Annotated in this window: 11 protein-coding genes; 2 read left to right on the top strand and 9 right to left on the bottom strand. The window is 72.8% G+C overall.

Annotation, left to right across the window (positions count from 1 at the left end):
• Positions 1 to 23 precede the first annotated feature (23 nt).
• From dapB to rpsO, 4 genes are all read right to left on the bottom strand, one after another.
• On the bottom strand, positions 24 to 776 hold the full coding sequence (gene dapB / locus WJM95_RS24485; protein WP_339131950.1) for a 4-hydroxy-tetrahydrodipicolinate reductase: 753 nt from the start codon (positions 774 to 776) through the stop codon (positions 24 to 26).
• 26 nt (positions 777 to 802) lie between these two features.
• Complete coding sequence (locus tag WJM95_RS24480; protein WP_339131949.1) at positions 803 to 2,182, bottom strand: pitrilysin family protein; 1,380 nt, start codon at positions 2,180 to 2,182, stop codon at positions 803 to 805.
• Positions 2,179 to 4,395: a polyribonucleotide nucleotidyltransferase gene (locus WJM95_RS24475; protein ID WP_339131948.1), complete on the bottom strand. Its 2,217-nt coding sequence runs from the start codon at positions 4,393 to 4,395 to the stop codon at positions 2,179 to 2,181. The genes WJM95_RS24480 and WJM95_RS24475 overlap by 4 nt, the downstream gene beginning before the upstream one ends.
• A 363-nt stretch (positions 4,396 to 4,758) precedes the next feature.
• Entirely contained in the window at positions 4,759 to 5,049 is a 291-nt protein-coding gene (rpsO, locus tag WJM95_RS24470) for a 30S ribosomal protein S15 (RefSeq protein ID WP_339131947.1), read from the bottom strand.
• 264 nt (positions 5,050 to 5,313) lie between these two features.
• Here rpsO and WJM95_RS24465 point away from each other — a divergent pair, with 264 nt between their 5' ends.
• Positions 5,314 to 5,607, top strand: a complete 294-nt coding sequence (locus WJM95_RS24465) for a DUF397 domain-containing protein (protein WP_339131946.1) — start codon at positions 5,314 to 5,316, stop codon at positions 5,605 to 5,607.
• A 449-nt stretch (positions 5,608 to 6,056) separates the two neighbouring features.
• Positions 6,057 to 9,575, top strand: a complete 3,519-nt coding sequence (locus tag WJM95_RS24460) for an SCO5717 family growth-regulating ATPase (RefSeq protein ID WP_339131945.1) — start codon at positions 6,057 to 6,059, stop codon at positions 9,573 to 9,575.
• 109 nt (positions 9,576 to 9,684) lie between these two features.
• Here WJM95_RS24460 and WJM95_RS24455 read toward each other — a convergent pair whose 3' ends face one another.
• The 5 genes from WJM95_RS24455 to WJM95_RS24435 form a co-directional block, all read right to left on the bottom strand.
• Complete coding sequence (locus tag WJM95_RS24455) at positions 9,685 to 10,638, bottom strand: bifunctional riboflavin kinase/FAD synthetase (protein WP_339131944.1); 954 nt, start codon at positions 10,636 to 10,638, stop codon at positions 9,685 to 9,687.
• A gap of 135 nt (positions 10,639 to 10,773) precedes the next feature.
• Positions 10,774 to 14,847, bottom strand: a complete 4,074-nt coding sequence (locus WJM95_RS24450; RefSeq protein WP_339131943.1) for a trypsin-like peptidase domain-containing protein — start codon at positions 14,845 to 14,847, stop codon at positions 10,774 to 10,776.
• A gap of 263 nt (positions 14,848 to 15,110) precedes the next feature.
• On the bottom strand, positions 15,111 to 16,016 hold the full coding sequence (truB, locus tag WJM95_RS24445; protein WP_339131942.1) for a tRNA pseudouridine(55) synthase TruB: 906 nt from the start codon (positions 16,014 to 16,016) through the stop codon (positions 15,111 to 15,113).
• Entirely contained in the window at positions 16,013 to 16,462 is a 450-nt protein-coding gene (gene rbfA / locus WJM95_RS24440) for a 30S ribosome-binding factor RbfA (RefSeq protein ID WP_339131941.1), read from the bottom strand. The genes truB and rbfA overlap by 4 nt, the downstream gene beginning before the upstream one ends.
• Positions 16,463 to 16,505: 43 nt before the next feature.
• Complete coding sequence (locus WJM95_RS24435) at positions 16,506 to 16,799, bottom strand: DUF503 domain-containing protein (protein ID WP_339131940.1); 294 nt, start codon at positions 16,797 to 16,799, stop codon at positions 16,506 to 16,508.
• Between the last annotated feature and the right edge of the window lie 187 nt (positions 16,800 to 16,986).

The raw sequence follows: 16,986 nt of genomic DNA, 5'->3' as shown, positions 1-16,986 counted from the left end.
GCTAACTGTCGTACGGACCCGGCTCAGCCGAGGTCGAGGAAGTGTTCCAGGCCGAAGGTGAGGCCCGGGGTGGTCACCACGCGGCGGGCGCCGAGCAGGATGCCCGGCATGAAGCTGCTGTGGTGGAGGGAGTCGTGGCGGATGGTCAGGGTCTCGCCCTCGCCGCCGAGCAGGACCTCCTGGTGGGCCAGGAGGCCGCGCAGCCGGACCGCGTGCACGGGGACGCCGTCGACGTCGGCGCCGCGGGCGCCGTCCAGGGCGGTCACCGTGGCGTCGGGCTGCGGGGCGCGGCCCGCGCGCTCGCGGGCCGCGGCGATGAGCTGAGCGGTGCGCGTGGCGGTGCCGCTGGGTGCGTCCACCTTGTTCGGGTGGTGCAGCTCGACGACCTCGACGGACTCGAAGTACGGGGCGGCGACCTCGGCGAACTTCATCGTCAGGACGGCTCCGATGGAGAAGTTGGGCGCGATGAGCACGCCCGTCTCCGGGGAGGCGGCGAGCGAGGTGCCGAGCTGCGCGAGCCGCTCCTCGGTCCAGCCGGTGGTGCCGACCACGGCGTGGATGCCGTGCCGGACGCAGAAGTCGAGGTTGCCCATCACCGAGGCCGGGGTGGTCAGCTCGACCACGACCTGGGTGCCGGCCTCGACCAGCGTCTCCAGCTTGTCACCGCGGCCCAGCGCGGCCACCAGCTCCATGTCCTCGGCGGCCTCGACGGCTCGTACCGCCTCGGCTCCGATCCGGCCCTTGGCACCGAGGACCGCCACGCGCAGCTTGCTCATTGCTTCGTTCCTTACCGAGACGGGATTTACGCGACCGCGTCGTGCAGCCGGGACGCCTGCTTGTCCTTGACCGGGCCGATGACCGCCAGCGAGGGCCGCTGTCCGAGGACGTCCCGGGCGACGGAGCGGACCTCGTCCGGGGTGACCGACGCTATCCGGGCGAGCATGTCGTCGACCGACATCTGCTCGCCCCAGCACAGCTCACTCTTGCCGATGCGGTTCATCAACGCGCCGGTGTCCTCCAGGCCGAGGACCGTGGAGCCCTGGAGCTGGCCGATGGCACGGCCGATCTCGTCGTCCGAGAGACCGTGCTCGGCGACCTGGTCGAGCTCGTCGCGGCACAGCTTGAGGACGTCGGGGACCTGGCTCGGGCGGCAGCCCGCGTACACGCCGAAGAGGCCGCAGTCGGCGAAGCCCGAGGTGTACGAGTACACGCTGTAGGCCAGGCCGCGCTTCTCGCGGACCTCCTGGAACAGGCGCGAGGACATGCCGCCGCCGAGGGCGGTGTTCAGGACGCCGAGGGCCCAGCGGCGCTCGTCGGTGCGGGCCAGGCCCGGCATGCCGAGGACGACGTGGGCCTGTTCGGTCTTGCGGCCGAGGAGCTCGACGCGGCCCGCGGTGCGGATCGTGCGCAGGCCGTCGCGCGGGGCGATGGGGGCCGCCGCCGCGTTCTTGAAGGCGCCGGCCTTCTCGAAGGCGGCACGGACCTGGCGTACGACCTTGTTGTGGTCGACGTTGCCCGCGCAGGCGACGACGAGGTGCGTCGGGTCGTAGTGCTTCTTGTAGAAGCGGCGGATGCGGTCCGCGGTGAGGGCGTTGACGGTGTCGACGGTGCCGAGGACCGGACGGCCGAGAGGGGTGTCGCCGAGCATGGTGTGCGCGAACAGGTCGTGCACGCAGTCGCCCGGGTCGTCCTCGGTCATCGCGATCTCTTCGAGGATGGCGCCGCGTTCGACGTTGACGTCGTCCTCGAGGATGAGCGAGCCGGTGAGCATGTCGCAGACGACGTCGATGGCCAGCGGCAGGTCGGTGTCGAGCACGCGTGCGTAGTAGCACGTGTACTCCTTGGCCGTGAACGCGTTCATCTCGCCGCCGACCGCGTCGATCGCCGAGGAAATGTCCAGCGCGGACCTGCGGCTCGTGCCCTTGAAGAGCAGGTGCTCCAGGTAGTGCGTGGCGCCGTTCAGGGACGGCGTCTCGTCGCGGGAGCCCACGTGCGCCCAGATGCCGAACGTGGCGGAGCGCACGGAGGGGAGCGTCTCGGTGACGACGCGCAGCCCGCCGGGCAGGGTGGTCTTGCGGACCGTCCCGATACCGTTCGTGCCCTTGATGAGGGTTTGGGTACGGGCGACGGCCCGCGCCTCCGAGGAGGTGCGGGCCGTCGTCGTGGAGCTACTCGACGTCACTGGTCGGTGTCGTCCTTCTTGTCGTCGTCGCCTTCGCCCTCGATCACGGGGATCAGGGAGAGCTTGCCGCGGGAGTCGATCTCGGCGATCTCGACCTGGACCTTGGAGCCCACACCGAGGACGTCCTCGACGTTCTCCACGCGCTTGCCGCCGGCGAGCTTGCGGATCTGCGAGATGTGCAGCAGACCGTCCTTGCCCGGGAGCAGCGACACGAACGCGCCGAAGGTCGTCGTCTTCACGACGGTGCCCAGGTAGCGCTCGCCGACCTCCGGCATGGTCGGGTTGGCGATCGAGTTGATCGTGGCGCGCGCGGCCTCGGCCTGCGAACCCTGGGCGGCACCGATGTAGATGGTGCCGTCGTCCTCGATCGTGATGTCGGCGCCGGTGTCCTCCTGGATCTGGTTGATCATCTTGCCCTTGGGGCCGATGACCTCACCGATCTTGTCCACGGGGATCTTGACGGTGATGATCCGCGGGGCGTTCGGGGACATCTCGTCCGGCGTGTCGATCGCTTCCATCATCACGTCGAGGATGTGGAGGCGGGCGTCGCGGGCCTGCTTGAGGGCCGCGGCCAGGACGGAGGCGGGGATGCCGTCCAGCTTGGTGTCGAGCTGGAGGGCGGTCACGAACTCCTTGGTGCCGGCGACCTTGAAGTCCATGTCACCGAAGGCGTCCTCCGCACCGAGGATGTCGGTGAGGGCGACGTAGTGCGTCTGGCCGTCGATCTCCTGGGAGATGAGACCCATGGCGATGCCCGCGACGGCGGCCTTCAGCGGCACACCGGCGTTGAGCAGCGACATCGTCGAGGCGCAGACCGAGCCCATGGACGTCGAGCCGTTGGAGCCGAGGGCCTCGGACACCTGACGGATCGCGTAGGGGAACTCCTCGCGGGTCGGCAGGACCGGCACGATCGCGCGCTCGGCGAGCGCGCCGTGGCCGATCTCGCGGCGCTTCGGGGAGCCGACGCGGCCCGTCTCACCGACGGAGTACGGCGGGAAGTTGTAGTTGTGCATGTAGCGCTTGCGGGTCACCGGGGAGAGGGTGTCCAGCTGCTGCTCCATGCGGAGCATGTTGAGGGTGGTGACGCCCAGGATCTGGGTCTCGCCACGCTCGAACAGCGCCGAGCCGTGCACGCGCGGGATGGCCTCGACCTCGGCGGCCAGCGTACGGATGTCCGTGACGCCACGGCCGTCGATGCGGACCTTGTCCTTGATGACGCGCTCGCGGACCAGCTTCTTGGTCAGCGCGCGGTACGCGGCGGAGATCTCCTTCTCGCGACCCTCGAACTGCGGGAGCAGCTTCTCGGCGGCGATCTCCTTGACGCGGTCCAGCTCGGCCTCGCGGTCCTGCTTGCCGGCGATGGTGAGCGCCTGGGCGAGCTCGCTCTTGACCGCGGCGGTCAGGGCCTCGAAGACGTCGTCCTGGTAGTCCAGGAAGATCGGGAACTCGCCGGTCGGCTTGGCGGCCTTCGCGGCGAGGTCCGACTGCGCCTTGCACAGGACCTTGATGAAGGGCTTCGCGGCGTCGAGACCGGCGGCCACGACCTCCTCGGTCGGCGCCTCGGCGCCACCCTGGACGAGCGTGATGGTCTTCTCGGTGGCCTCGGCCTCGACCATCATGATCGCGACGTCGCCGTCCTCCAGGACGCGACCGGCGACGACCATGTCGAAGACGGCGTCCTCGAGCTCGGTGTGCGTCGGGAACGCGACCCACTGGCCGTTGATCAGCGCGACGCGGACGCCGCCGACCGGGCCGGAGAAGGGAAGACCGGCGAGCTGCGTGGACGCGGAGGCGGCGTTGATCGCCACGACGTCGTACAGGTGGTCGGGGTTGAGCGCCATGATCGTGGCGACGACCTGGATCTCGTTGCGAAGGCCCTTCTTGAAGGACGGACGCAGCGGGCGGTCGATCAGACGGCAGGTGAGGATCGCGTCCTCGGAGGGACGGCCCTCACGGCGGAAGAAGCTGCCGGGGATCTTGCCCGCGGCGTACATCCGCTCCTCGACGTCCACCGTCAGGGGGAAGAAGTCGAGCTGGTCCTTGGGCTTCTTGGAAGCGGTGGTGGCCGACAGCACCATGGTGTCGTCGTCCAGGTACGCGACGGCGGAGCCGGCGGCCTGCTTGGCCAGGCGGCCCGTCTCGAAGCGGATGGTGCGGGTGCCGAAGGAACCGTTGTCGATAACGGCCTCGGCGTAGTGGGTCTCGTTCTCCACTAGCGTTTTCTCCTCGTCTTCGTCCCGGTCCTGCCCGTGTGGCAGGGGGACGGTGGCGGAGAGGCGCTCCTTCTCGTGCGGGCCGGTCTTCGATCGAAGCACCCGGGGCTCTGACGCCCGGGGGCCACTACCGAGGACCGGCGGCGATGAGGCGCGCTTCTCCTCGTTCGTTGTCGTGGGACGCCCTACCCGGCGGGTGGGTCGTCGTCACGCTGTGTTCGTCCGTGCTGTTTCCTGCGTATTGCGTTGTGCTACCACACTACAAAGCGTCGGTGACACTCCGCACGTAGAGAGCGCCCTCGGCAGCACATACAGCAAAAGGAGCGGTCCCCAGGATGTGGGAACCGCTCCCTTCACGGCGTCTTACTTGGCGCCGCCGGCCGCACCGCGGCGGATGCCCAGGCGGTCGACCAGCGCACGGAAGCGCTGGATGTCCTTCTTGGCCAGGTACTGGAGAAGGCGGCGACGCTGACCGACCAGGATCAGCAGACCACGGCGGGAGTGGTGGTCGTGCTTGTGCGTCTTGAGGTGCTCGGTCAGGTCCGAGATGCGGCGCGAGAGCATGGCGACCTGGACCTCGGGGGAGCCGGTGTCGCCCTCCTTCTGACCGAACTCGCTGATGATCTGCTTCTTCGTAGCGGCGTCGAGCGACACGCGTACTCCTCGTAGTCTCATGTCTGCCACCGAGTGCCCCTGGTCCACTTCTCAGGGGAGCTTCCGTAACTCGGGAGGCGGGGATCCGCTGGGCGCGGCCTCCAGAGCAGCGCTCCGGGGGTGCGTACACAAACGGCCGTTTCACAGGGTACCAGCCTGGCCGGATACGTCCGCCCGGGTCGCCGAACCTTCCCGGACGGCACGGGCCCGGCCACTAGGGTGACGGAACAGCTCATCCGTACGTGGGGAAGGGGCCGGCGGAACATGGCCGAGGAAGCGGACAACGACGTCAAGGCGCGCAAGGAGCGGGAGAAGGACGAGCTCTACGCCCTCGACATCTCGGGCGCCGAATGGCAGAGCGCGCCGGGCACCGAGCAGCACGAGGAGCGGGTCGAGATCGCGCACCTGCCCGGGGGCGCGGTGGCCATGCGGTCGTCGCTCGACCCGGGGACGGTCCTGCGGTACACGGAGGCGGAGTGGGAGGCCTTCGTGCTCGGCGCCCGGGACGGCGAGTTCGATCTGGAGCCCGCGCCGCACGCGGGTGGCCCGGCGGAGTAGCGCGCCACCGGGAACTCGGGGGCCGGTACGGAGACCTTTCCGTGGCGGCCCTTTTGTCTGCCCGCGTCCGCCCGCCTCGGCGTCCGTCCCGGGGCCCACCGTGCCGTCGGGCACGGCCGTACGACAACTGGCCGCCCGATGGCTTTGTTTGTCCGCTTTCGGGGTCAATAGTGAGCGTGCGGGCGCCACTTCTGGGCAGGGTGTGCCGTAACGGGTCTCCGCGGCGGGGTGGACGGGTCTGCCCCGCGAACAGTCATGGTGATTAGGCTGGGACAGGGCGCGACGCCTGAACCCGTGCACGGGTGGCGCGCGTTATCCGGGGAGCCGGTCAATTCGGGCGGCCTCGTACGGACTTCGGGCGGCCTCGGTCGTCCGTGAACGTCAGCGGACGACAAGCAGACGGTCGAACCGGCACGGCTTGAGGGTGCTCGACCACACCAGGAGGAATTGTGAACAGCGATCGGGACGGGATCCGCGGGGGCTGGGCCACGCCCGGCGATGACCAGTCCGACGCCGAGTCCGCCGTCGAGACGACGGGCGAGTTCACCATCGACTACGCGCCGCCCGCCTGGTACACGCAGAACGCCTCGGGCGGCTCCGGCGATTCGGGGGGCACGGGCGACTCGCGGGCACCGGGCGATGCGGGGGACTCGGAGGCTCCGAAGGAACCGGAGGACCAGGCGCCCTCGGCAGTGGCCGACGGCCCGAACGGTTCCGAGGACGTCCCCGGCGCCGATCCCGGTGCGCGGGACTCCGGGTACGGAGATCTCGAGAGCGGCGCGACGATGCGGTTCTCCGCTGTCGCCCTGAAGCGTGAGATCGCGGAGCGGGCGGTCTCCGAGGACGCCGGGACCGAGGAACCGGACATCACGGACACGCCCTTGGCCGGCTCCGGCGACGATGACACGGAGGCCGAGGAAGCGGTCGGCGCCGTAGACGGTGACGGTGACGACCAGGGTGACGGGGGCGGGGTACCGAGCGAGGCCGAGGCGCCGAGCGAACCCGTGGCCGTGGCGGAGGCACCGAGCGAACCCGTAGCCGTGGCGGAGGTGCCGGGTGCGCCCGTGGCCCCTGTCCAGTCCGAGCACGAGGGTCCGTCGGGGCAGTCGACGGACGCCGAGCCCGGCACCGGTCCCGCTGCCGCTCCCGTCGTCGATCCCGTACTCGCCTACCAGTCGCTGGAGGCGGCCTCCCAGTCCCAGCGCGCCGGCGTGGCCGACGTACAGGTGGACCGGGGCGCCCCGGCCGGTGCCGTCGTCGCTTCCCCGGGAGCCGGGGCAGGTGCGGACGCGGGCGCCGACCCGGCCGAGCGTGACGGTGAGGCCCAGGGCCCGGCCACCGGTCCGGTGGAACCGCGCCCGGCCGACGACGAGGCCGCCGTGCTCGCCGACGACTTCCGGATCCAGAACGCCTCCCCTCGGGACGCCGCTCCCCAGGACCCTTCACCTCGCGACCCGGAACCCCGGGACGCCGAGCACCAGAACCCCATGGCGGTGGACGGCGAGCCCCGGGACGCGGTGCCCGCCGCCGGTCCCGAGCAGCGTGTGGACGTGCAGGACGCGCCCCCCGCCTGGGCTCCGCCGCCGCTGCCTCAGGGTGGCCTGCCTCCGCTGCCGCCCGCCTACCAGCCCGCGGCCCCCGCGTCGGCTCCGCAGTGGCCCGCCAGTACGGAGCCCGCTCCCGACGCGCGGACCAGGGTGCCGGACCAGGTGCCGATGCCTCAGCAGCCGCCCGCGGCACCGGCACCGGGGGCGCCGTTCCAGCCCCCGGCAGCGCAGGCCCCCGCGCCCGGCCAGCCCTTCCGGCCGGCCGCGCCGGTGCCCGCGCCCGGGCAGCCGTTCCAGCCGCCGGCGCCACAGCCCGCGCCGCCGGCGTGGTCCTCCCCCGGTGTTCCCGGTCCCGCGGGCGGGCCTCACGGGCCCGCGCCCGCGCAGCCGACCGGATTCGAGCACGCCGTACCGGCTCCGCAGCAGGCCCAGCCCCCGGTACCGCAGGCCCCCTCCCCCGAGGCACCTGCCCCGGCCGCGCCGCAGCAGGGGACCTACGGCTTCCCCCAGCCCGATGCTTCGGACCAGGCACCCGCCCCGCAGGGAACCTACGGCTTCCCCCAGCCCGGCACCCCGGACCAGGCACCCGCCCCGCAGAGCGGCTACGGCTTCCCCCAGGGCAGTTACGGCTTCCCGCAGCCCGGCGCGCCCTCCCCGGCCCAGGTACCCGCTCCGGCACCGGCGCCGGCACCCGCACAAGCGGCCCCGCACACCCAGGCTCCCGGCTACGGCTTCCCGCAGAACGCCCCGGCCCCCGTCCAGGACCAGCAGGCCGCCGTTCAGCCCGCCCCCGCCCCGGGGTACGGGTTCCCGCAGCCCGGCACCTCGCCCCAGGACCAGCAGGCGGCCGAGCCGGCTCCCGGTTACGGGTTCCCGCAGCCGCATCAGCAGGTCCCGGCACCGGCCGCCCCGCCTCACCCGGCATCGGCCCAGCCGCAGAGCCCGCAGCCGCAGCCCCCGCACCAGCCGGGCCCCCCGCCCGCGCAGCAGCAGCCCGCCGCGCCGGCCGCCCCCGTCGACCCGCGGACCGGTACGGCCTGGCCCCAGCCCGTACGGCACGACCAGCGGCAGCCGGTCAATCCCGGCGCGGCCCCGCTGGGATACACCGCGGCGGTCGAGCTGTCGTCCGACCGGCTGCTCAACAACAAGCGGCAGAAGGTCAAGAGCGGTCGCCCGGCCGCCGCGTCCTCGCGCTTCAAGCTGGGCGGGAAGAAGGAGGAGGCGGAGCGGCAGCGCAAGCTGGAGCTGATCCGGACCCCGGTGCTCTCCTGCTACCGGATCGCCGTCATCAGCCTGAAGGGCGGTGTCGGCAAGACGACCACGACCACCGCGCTCGGCTCCACGCTCGCCACCGAGCGCCAGGACAAGATCCTCGCCATCGACGCCAACCCGGACGCCGGCACGCTCGGCCGCCGGGTGCGGCGCGAGACCGGTGCCACCATCCGCGACCTCGTCCAGGCGATCCCGTTCATCAACTCGTACATGGACATCCGGCGGTTCACCTCCCAGGCGCCCTCCGGTCTGGAGATCATCGCCAACGACGTCGACCCGGCCGTGTCGACGGCCTTCAACGACGAGGACTACCGGCGCGCGATCGACGTCCTGGGCAAGCAGTACCCGATCATCCTCACCGACTCCGGCACGGGTCTGCTGTACAGCGCCATGCGCGGGGTGCTCGACCTCGCCGACCAGCTCATCATCATCTCGACGCCGTCGGTGGACGGGGCGAGCAGCGCCAGTACAACGCTGGACTGGCTGTCGGCGCACGGGTACGCGGATCTCGTCGCGCGGTCGATCACCGTGATCTCCGGAGTCCGCGAGACCGGCAAGATGATCAAGGTGGACGACATCGTCAGCCATTTCGAGACGCGCTGCCGCGGTGTCGTGACCGTGCCGTTCGACGAGCACCTGGCCGCGGGTGCCGAGGTGGACCTCGACATGATGCGGCCCAAGGTGCGCGAGGCGTACTTCAACCTGTCCGCGCTGGTCGCCGAGGACTTCGCGCGGCACCAGCAGTCGCACGGGCTGTGGACCAACGACGGCAACCCGCCGCCGGTGGCCGCGCCGCCGATGCCGGGCCAGTACGTTCCCGGACAGCAGATCCCCGGACAGCAGGTGCCCGGACAGTACGCCCCCGGGCAGCAGGTTCCGGGACAGTACGCCCCTGGGCAGCCCGCGCCCGGGCAGGTCCCCCAGCCGTCGCAACCTCAGCCGCAGCCTCAGGCCGAGCAGTCGTACGGACAGCCCGGACAGCCCTACCCGCAACAGCCGGGCCGGCCCTACCAGCAGGCGCCGGCGCCGGGACAGGGATACCCCCAACTGCCGCAGCCGGAGCAGCAGTTCCAGCCCGGTCAGCCCGGTCAGCCCTATCCGCCGCACCCGGGGCAGACCCCGCCGCCTCCGGCGCCCCCGCAGCAGTAGCACGGGCGGGCTCCGTCGAGGGGCCGGCCAACGCGAAGACCCGCACCGTCCACGGACGGTGCGGGTCTTCGCGTAGAGAGGAGAGGTGCCGAAGAGGCGGCAGGGAGGGCTATGCGGCGTCGTACGACTCGATCAGTTCCCGGGAGCGCTTCACGTCGTCCCCGATCGCCACCAGCAGGGCCTCGATCGAGTCGAACCTGGCCTGGCCGCGGACGAACGCCAGGAAGTCGACGGCGACGTGCAGACCGTAGAGGTCGAGGCCGACACGGTCGATGGCGTACGCCTCCACCGTGCGCTCGGTGCCGTCGAACTGCGGGTTGGTGCCCACGGAGATGGCGGCGGGCATGACCTCGCCCTGGGCGTGCAGCCAGCCGGCGTACACGCCGTCGGCGGGGATGGCGGTGTGCGGGAGCGTCTCGACGTTCGCCGTGGGGAAGCCGAGCTCGCGGCCGCGCTGGGCGCCGCGCACGACGACGCCCTCGACGCGGTGCGGCCGGCCGAGGATCTCGCGTGCTCCCTCGACATCGCCCTCGGCGACGAGGCGCCGCGTGAGGGTCGAGGAGAACGGCTCGCCGCCGCCGGCCTCTCCGGACACGAACAGGTCGACGACCTCGACCTCGAAGTCGTAGGTCTCCCCCTGCTCGCGCAGGAAGCCGACGTTGCCCGCGGCCTTGTGGCCGAAGCGGAAGTTGGGGCCCTCGACGACCGCCTTGGCGTGCAGCTTGTCGACCAGCACCTTGACGACGAAGTCGGCGGGCGACAGCTTCGAGAACTCGGTGGTGAACGGCAGGATCAGCAGGGCGTCGACGCCGAGTTCGGCCATCAGCTCGGCACGGCGGTGATGCGGGGCGAGCAGCGGCGGGTGGCTGCCGGGGCGGACCACCTCGCTCGGGTGCGGGTCGAAGGTGACCACGACGGAGGGGACGCCCAGTTCACGGGCGCGGTCCACGGCATGCCGGATGATCAGCTGGTGTCCGCGGTGCACCCCGTCGTAGGAACCGATGGTGACGACGCTGCGCCCCCAGTCCTCGGGGATGTCCTCCAAGCCACGCCAGCGCTGCACTGTGACCGCTCCTTGTCGAACCCGTGTCCGTGATTGCCTTATTCGCAGCTCTAAGGGTGCCATGCCGTGCGCTCTCGGCTTGCATCGGCATCGGGCTGTGACCGATCACTCAGCGCCACGGAGCGCGGGCGCGGTTCAGACGGGAGCCCTCGCCCCGGCCAGGCTCTCGATCAGGTGACGGGTGCCGGGGCCGACGAGGCCGGACCAGGTCCCGGGCGCGCCGGTGACCCAGCGGGCCACCAGGCCGGCGAAGCCGGGGACGTACCGCGCCAGGTCGGACAGGCCGCGGTCGAAGGCGGTGGCCCCGGCCGGTGTGCGGACGAGCAGGAGTCCGACGCGGTGCACGAGTTCGCGGGTGGGCGCCTCTCCCCTGCGGTCGAGGCCGTCGGCGGCGGCCCTCAGCACCGTGTCGAGAACGGCCGGATCCCGCTCGTGCGCCAGCAGCAGATCGAGCAGTTCGCGCCGCAGCGGAGCCGACGCGGGTTCCCCCGGTGCCGCCAGGACCTGGGCGAGCGCGCCGCGCACCGACCTGCCGCAGGTCTCAAGGAGACCGCTGACCAGAGGGAACAGCACCTCTGGGGAGGCGTTCCCGTGGTCGATGCGCCGGTCCACGTCCGCGGCCGTGAAGGCGGCGGCCGCGGGGCACAGCTCCACCGTGTCCCGCACCAGGGCCGCGACAGGGCGGGCCAGTGCGGGGGTGGTGACGTCGGCGAGAGCGCGCAGCAGTTCGGCGGTGTCGGGGCCGAGCCGCAGCAGCCGGTCGCGGAACGCGGCGAGCACGGGCTCCGGGTCGGTGGCGAGCGCGGCGGCCGGCGCGCTCGGCGGCAGCCGGGGATCGCCGGCCGCGAAGCGCTCCAGTGCCTGCGGCAGGCAGCGGGCACGCGTGAGCGGATCCCGTACGAGGATCCCGAGCGCTCCGCCGTGCAGGGCGCGGTCGGCCGGGCGGGCGAGCAGGGCGAGAGCGGCCCCACGCAGCAGTTCCCGGTCGGCCGGGGTGGGCGCGAACGGCGCCGCCCGGAGTCCGTGGGCGACCGCCGCCGCGCGCCGCGCCGGCCGTTCGTCCCGGGCCCACCGGTCGACGGCCCGGCACACGGCCGAGGGCTCCTCCTCGGCGAGGACGGCCAGCAGTTCGTCGCCCCGCGGATGCGCGCCGGTCATCAGGGCCTCGGTCAGATCGTCCGGGGCGCGCCGCCGGTGCGCGTACAGCAGGGCCTGCGCGGCCGTCGCCACGGTCGCGTTCGGCGTCGCGGGCAGGGGCCGCTCGTCGTCGAACCAGCGGGTGAGGTGCCGGTGTACGGCGATGGGGTCGGCGGCGAGGAGTCGGGAGACGGTGTCGAGGTGGCGCGGGGCGGCGGGGGCCCCGCCCGGGTGCGCGGGCTCGGTGGCCGGGGCCCGGCGGGGGTCGGCCACCACCAGGCGCCTGAGCAGATCGAAGCGTTCCGTGTCCGGGACGGGCAGCGCGACCCAGAACGCGGGGCCGAGCTCCTCCGGGACGGCCCTGCCCTGCTGCCTCCACGCCACGATCCGCTCGGTGAGCAGCCGCAGCGCGCCGGTGTGCGGGGTGGCGTCGGGCACGCGGAGCAGGACGGTGGTCAGCAGACGGGTGGCCCACCAGAGGGAGTCGCCCTGCGGGGCGGGCGGCCGGCTGCCGAGGGCGGCGGTGTGCGGGGAGTCGGGCCCGTCCGGAGCCTCGGGGAGCAGTTCGTCGATCGCGTGGACGAGGTCCGCGAGGCGGAGGGTCAGTTCGGCGGTGTCCTGGTGACGGGCCGACAGGAGCAGGGTCTCGACGACGGGACCGATCCTGTGACGCGGCACGGGGGCGGGGTCCGTGCCGGGACCGCCGGCCCCCGCACCGGGCGGGCCGGACCGGTCACGCCCGGCATGCCGACGGCCGGGCCCGGCGTCCGGTCCGCCGGGGGCGAGGGCGCCGGATTCACCGGCTCCCGCGCCGGGCACGCCGGACCGGTCACGCCGGGCGTGCCGACGACCGGGCGCCGAGGTCTCCGTACGCCCGGAACCGGACCCGAGGCCGGCACCCGTGCCAGAGCTTGAACGGGAGCCGGAGCCGGTGCCTGAACCGGAGCCGGTGTCGGAGCCCGTGCCGGTGTCGGAGCCAGTGACGGTGTCGGAGCCAGTGCCGGAACCCGGTGTGGCGCGGTCGCGGTGGACCAGGGCGGCCAGTGCGGCGTCCAGGTCGAGGTGGGAGCCCTGGATCCAGTCGGCGAGCTCCTCGTGGGCGAAGCGGTAGCCGTCGCCCGCGGGGACGAGGAGTCCTTCGGTGAGGACGGCGGAGGCCCAGCCGGTGATGCCCGCGAGGCGCCCCCGGGCGGGTCCCCAGGGGAAGACGCTCTCGAAGGAAGCCCGGTCCAGGCGGCCCTGTCCGGGGCCGAGACAGCGCCGCGCGGCTTCGTGGACCTGCCCGGAGACCCGGGCGGCGAGCCGGCGCACCGCGGTGCCGCGCAGTCCGTTCGCGTCGGCGAGCCGCACCGCGACGCGCAGGCACATCAGGTCGAGATGGGCGGCGAACACGTCGTCGCGGCCGAGGTGGGGGGCGCCCTGTGCCGTGGCGGGCGGTGGCGGCGGGTCCACCGGAGCGGCCAGCACCTCGGAGAGCAGGCGCAGCACCAGCGGATGGCGTGCGTCGCCCGGGGCGAGGACGCCTTCCGGAATCCCGGCAAGGGACCGGGCCCGCCGCCCCTCGTCCTCGCTCAGGTCGCCGAGCGGCACACAGGACGGCAGGGCCGGGGCCGGCCGCCCGTCCGGGTCCGGGGTCCACGGGCCGCCCGGACACGGCTCGGGACGGTGCAGCAGGTCCGCGGGGAATTCCGCGCCCGCCCCTTCCCAGTACTCCGCGCGGCAGGCGACCACCAGGCGGGTGCCGGTCTCCGTCAGCCACGCGGCCGTCGCCTCGGTCCAGGCGGGGAGGCGGTGCGCCAGTTCGGGGGGCATCTCCTCGGGGCTGTCGAGAAGCAGCAGGAGGGGACGGCCGGCGGCGCGGGCGGGCTCGGCCAGGCGGTCCGGGGCGATGTCGCCGAGTTCGCCGCCGTATCCCTCGGGGGGCAGGACGCTCGTCGCGGCAGGGGACCGCCGCGCGGCCACCGCCCCGGTCTCTCCGGGACCGCGCCGGGACGCGGCCACGATCCGTCCGGCGCGCTCCAGGGCACGCGACGCCGCGTCCGCGACCGAGGTGTCGTCGGCGCGCAGGTCGGCTCCGCGCAGCCACAGCGTGGGAGCCGGCGCGCGTCCCCAGAGGCGGCGGGAGGCGAGGGCGGCGAGTTCCGTCGTACGGCCGCTGCCGGGCGGCCCGACGAGCCCGAGGACGACGGCCGGACCGCTCTCGAACGCGGTGAACTCCCTTACCGGGGCGTCCCGTTCGACGATTCCGGCGTACGGTCCGGCTGCCCCGGACGCGACGGGTGGGCGGGGTCCGTCCGAGCCCACCGAGGTCGCCGTGAGTTCCAGGGCGGCGGCGAGGTTCAGATCGGCGCCGTACGCGGGCACGGTGGCAGCGTTGCGGGCCAGCACTTCGGCGAGCGGCTCCGCGGCGCCCCGCACGGGGATGGCGAGACCGGGCGCGCGACGGCCTTCCGGGGTCTCCCCGGACGGGGTGCGGGCGAGCAGGGTGGTGCCGACGACCGCCACGACCGCGCCGGTGCGGGCGTCCAGGACCGGTCCGCCGGATGCTCCGCCGCCCGGCCTGAGCGCGTCCGCGCCCGCCGTGCCGATCGCCAACTCCAGTGCGCCGCGCAGGAGATGGCTGCGTCCGCCGGTCTCGTACGTCACGCTGGAGGAGTCCAGGACACGAGCCTCGCGCCAGCCGCCCGCGGCGAGTCTGACGTACGTGCCGGTCGCGACGCGGTCCCGCACGGTGACGGGGAGCGGGACCAGGCCGAGACCGTCGGTGTGCACGAGGGCGAGACCGAGGGCGGGCAGGGGTGTGACGGCGTCGGCGCCGAGCACACGGGAACGGCCGCCGGGGGCGTGCAGGACGAGCCGGGCCAGGCCGTCGACTGCCTCGTGGCTGGTGATCACGGTGCCGTGGTCGTCGGCGGCGAAACCCGTGCCGCGTGGGCGGCCGGCCAGGTCGCTGATGCGTACGAGGGCGTCGTCGCCCGAAGGTCCGGCGCCGTCCGCCGCCTCCCCGTACCCGGTCCGACCGGCGCCGTCCGCCGTCTCGTCGTACCCGGTCCGCGGGCCTCGCCCCGCCATACCCGAACCTCCCCGCCGCGCTCCTGATCCGACGGTAGGGGCGAGTTGATCAGCGGGAAAGATCGTGCGGGAAACGCGCCCCCGTCTACTCCCCCGGTTCACTCCGAGCGCCCGCCCGATGGGGTGAATACGGCGGTTCGGATGGATACACCCTTGGGTGGGGGAACCGAGGGGGGACCGTCGAGCGGCGGGCACGAGACCCCGTGACCGCCGCTCCACGGGCGCAGTCCGTCCGGCCGCGCGCCCGACGGGGCGCGCGATGCTCAGGCGAAGACGGCCAGGCTCTTGGCCTTGCCCTTCTGCTCCTCGACCAGCGCGAGGAACTGCCCCTCGGGGTCGAAGACCGCGACGGTGCCCTTGCCCGCGTACTCGTCGGGCATGTCGAGCCGGACGCCGTTGAGCAGCAGCCGGGCCCGCTTGGAGTCCACGTCCCAGCGCGGGAACGCGGCCGCGGCCGCCTCCGCGATCGGCATGACCGTCAGCTCCTCCTGGAGCTGGTCCAGGGTACGAGCGGAGTCCAGCTTGTACGGGCCGACGCGGGTGCGGCGCAGGGCGGTGAGGTGACCGCCGACGCCCAGGTCCGCGCCGAGGTCGCGGGCGATGGCCCGGATGTACGTGCCCGACGAGCAGACGACGGAGACGACCAGGTCGAGCACCGGGGTGCCGTCCTCGGCGACCGCGTCACGGATGTCGTACACCGCGAACGAGGAGATGGTCACCGGGCGGGCCGGGATCTCGAACTCCTCGCCCTCGCGCGCCCGCTTGTACGAGCGCACGCCGTCGATCTTGATGGCGCTGACCTTGGACGGCACCTGCATGATGGCGCCGGTCAGCCTGGCCACCCCGGCGTCGATCGCGTCGCGCTTCACGGCGGAGGCGTCCGTGGAGGAGGTGATCTCGCCCTCGGCGTCGTCGGTCAGCGTGTTCTGGCCGAGCCGGATCGTGCCGAGGTACTCCTTCTCGGTGAGCGCGAGGTGTCCGAGGAGCTTGGTGGCCTTCTCGACGCCGAGGACGAGCACGCCCGTCGCCATGGGGTCGAGGGTGCCCGCGTGGCCGACCCTGCGGGTCCTGGCGATCCCGCGCATCTTGGCGACCACGTCGTGCGAAGTGAAGCCCGACGGCTTGTCCACGATGACAAGCCCGTCGGGCGTTTTGGTCTTCTCCGTCATCGAGCCGAGTCGTCCTCGTCGTCCTCGCCCGGCTTCTTGTACGGGTCCGCGTCACCCGCGAAGGCCGCGCCGGCCGAGACCTCGCGCACCTTCGCGTCCGAGGCCCGTGCCTTGTCGAGCAGGTCCTCGATGGTCTTGGCGGTGTCCGGCAGGGCGTCCGCGACGAACGTCAGCGTCGGCGTGAACTTCACGCCCGCCGCCGCGCCGACGGCCGAGCGGAGCACGCCCTTGGCGCTCTCCAGGCCCGCGGCCGCCTCGGCACGCTGCTCGTCGTCCCCGTACACCGTGTAGAAGACGGTGGCCTCCCGGAGGTCCCCGGTGACCCGGGTGTCCGTGATGGTGACGTGAGTGCCGAGCCGCGGGTCCTTGATCCCGCGTTGCAGCTTCTGGGCCACCACCTCTCGGATGAGGTCCGCCAGCCTCTTCGCCCGCGCGTTGTCGGCCACTGGTCCGTCTCCTTCTTCGCCTTGCGTATTGCGTCGGTCTTCGTCAGTCTTCGTCGCTGTGGAGCCTGCGTCGTACCGACAGCAGTTCCACCTCCGGTCGGCCCGCGACCAGCCGTTCGCACCGGTCCAGTACGTCGGCCAGGTGCTGGGTGTCCCCGGAGACCACCGCCAGGCCGATCTCGGCCCTGCGGTGAAGGTCCTGGTTGCCCGTCTCGGCGGCACTCACCGCGTACTTCCGCTGGAGTTCGGCGACGATCGGCCGGACGAGAGAGCGTTTCTCCTTGAGCGAGTGAACATCGCCGAGGAGCAGATCGAAGGACAGCGTCCCCACATACATGTGTAACCGGATGTCCCGCCGGTACGGGGTAGACGGCCTGCCAAGGCGCTTGGCAGGGACATCAGAACCGTACAACGAACGGCCGGGATGCTCGCGGGGGTTTTCCGTCCCGCGGCCCTGTGGGGGCGTCTCGCGCGGTTCCCCGCGCCCTTCGAGGGGCGCGGGGAACCGTGCGATCGGGTAAACG

The organism is Streptomyces sp. f51, assembly GCF_037940415.1.
In the GTDB taxonomy this organism is placed as follows: domain Bacteria; phylum Actinomycetota; class Actinomycetes; order Streptomycetales; family Streptomycetaceae; genus Streptomyces.
Note: the sequence above shows the minus strand (reverse complement) of the source record. Positions and strands in the feature narration are given on the sequence as shown.

Bases quoted from the DNA above. Each gene is read 5' to 3' on its own strand.
- truB (WP_339131942.1), bottom strand. From the start codon at position 16,016: ATGACGGAGAAGACCAAAACGCCCGACGGGCTTGTCATCGTGGACAAG.
- WJM95_RS24465 (WP_339131946.1), top strand. From the start codon at position 5,314: ATGGCCGAGGAAGCGGACAACGACGTCAAGGCGCGCAAGGAGCGGGAG.
- WJM95_RS24450 (WP_339131943.1), bottom strand. From the start codon at position 14,847: ATGGCGGGGCGAGGCCCGCGGACCGGGTACGACGAGACGGCGGACGGC.
- dapB (WP_339131950.1), bottom strand. From the start codon at position 776: ATGAGCAAGCTGCGCGTGGCGGTCCTCGGTGCCAAGGGCCGGATCGGA.
- WJM95_RS24435 (WP_339131940.1), bottom strand. From the start codon at position 16,799: ATGTATGTGGGGACGCTGTCCTTCGATCTGCTCCTCGGCGATGTTCAC.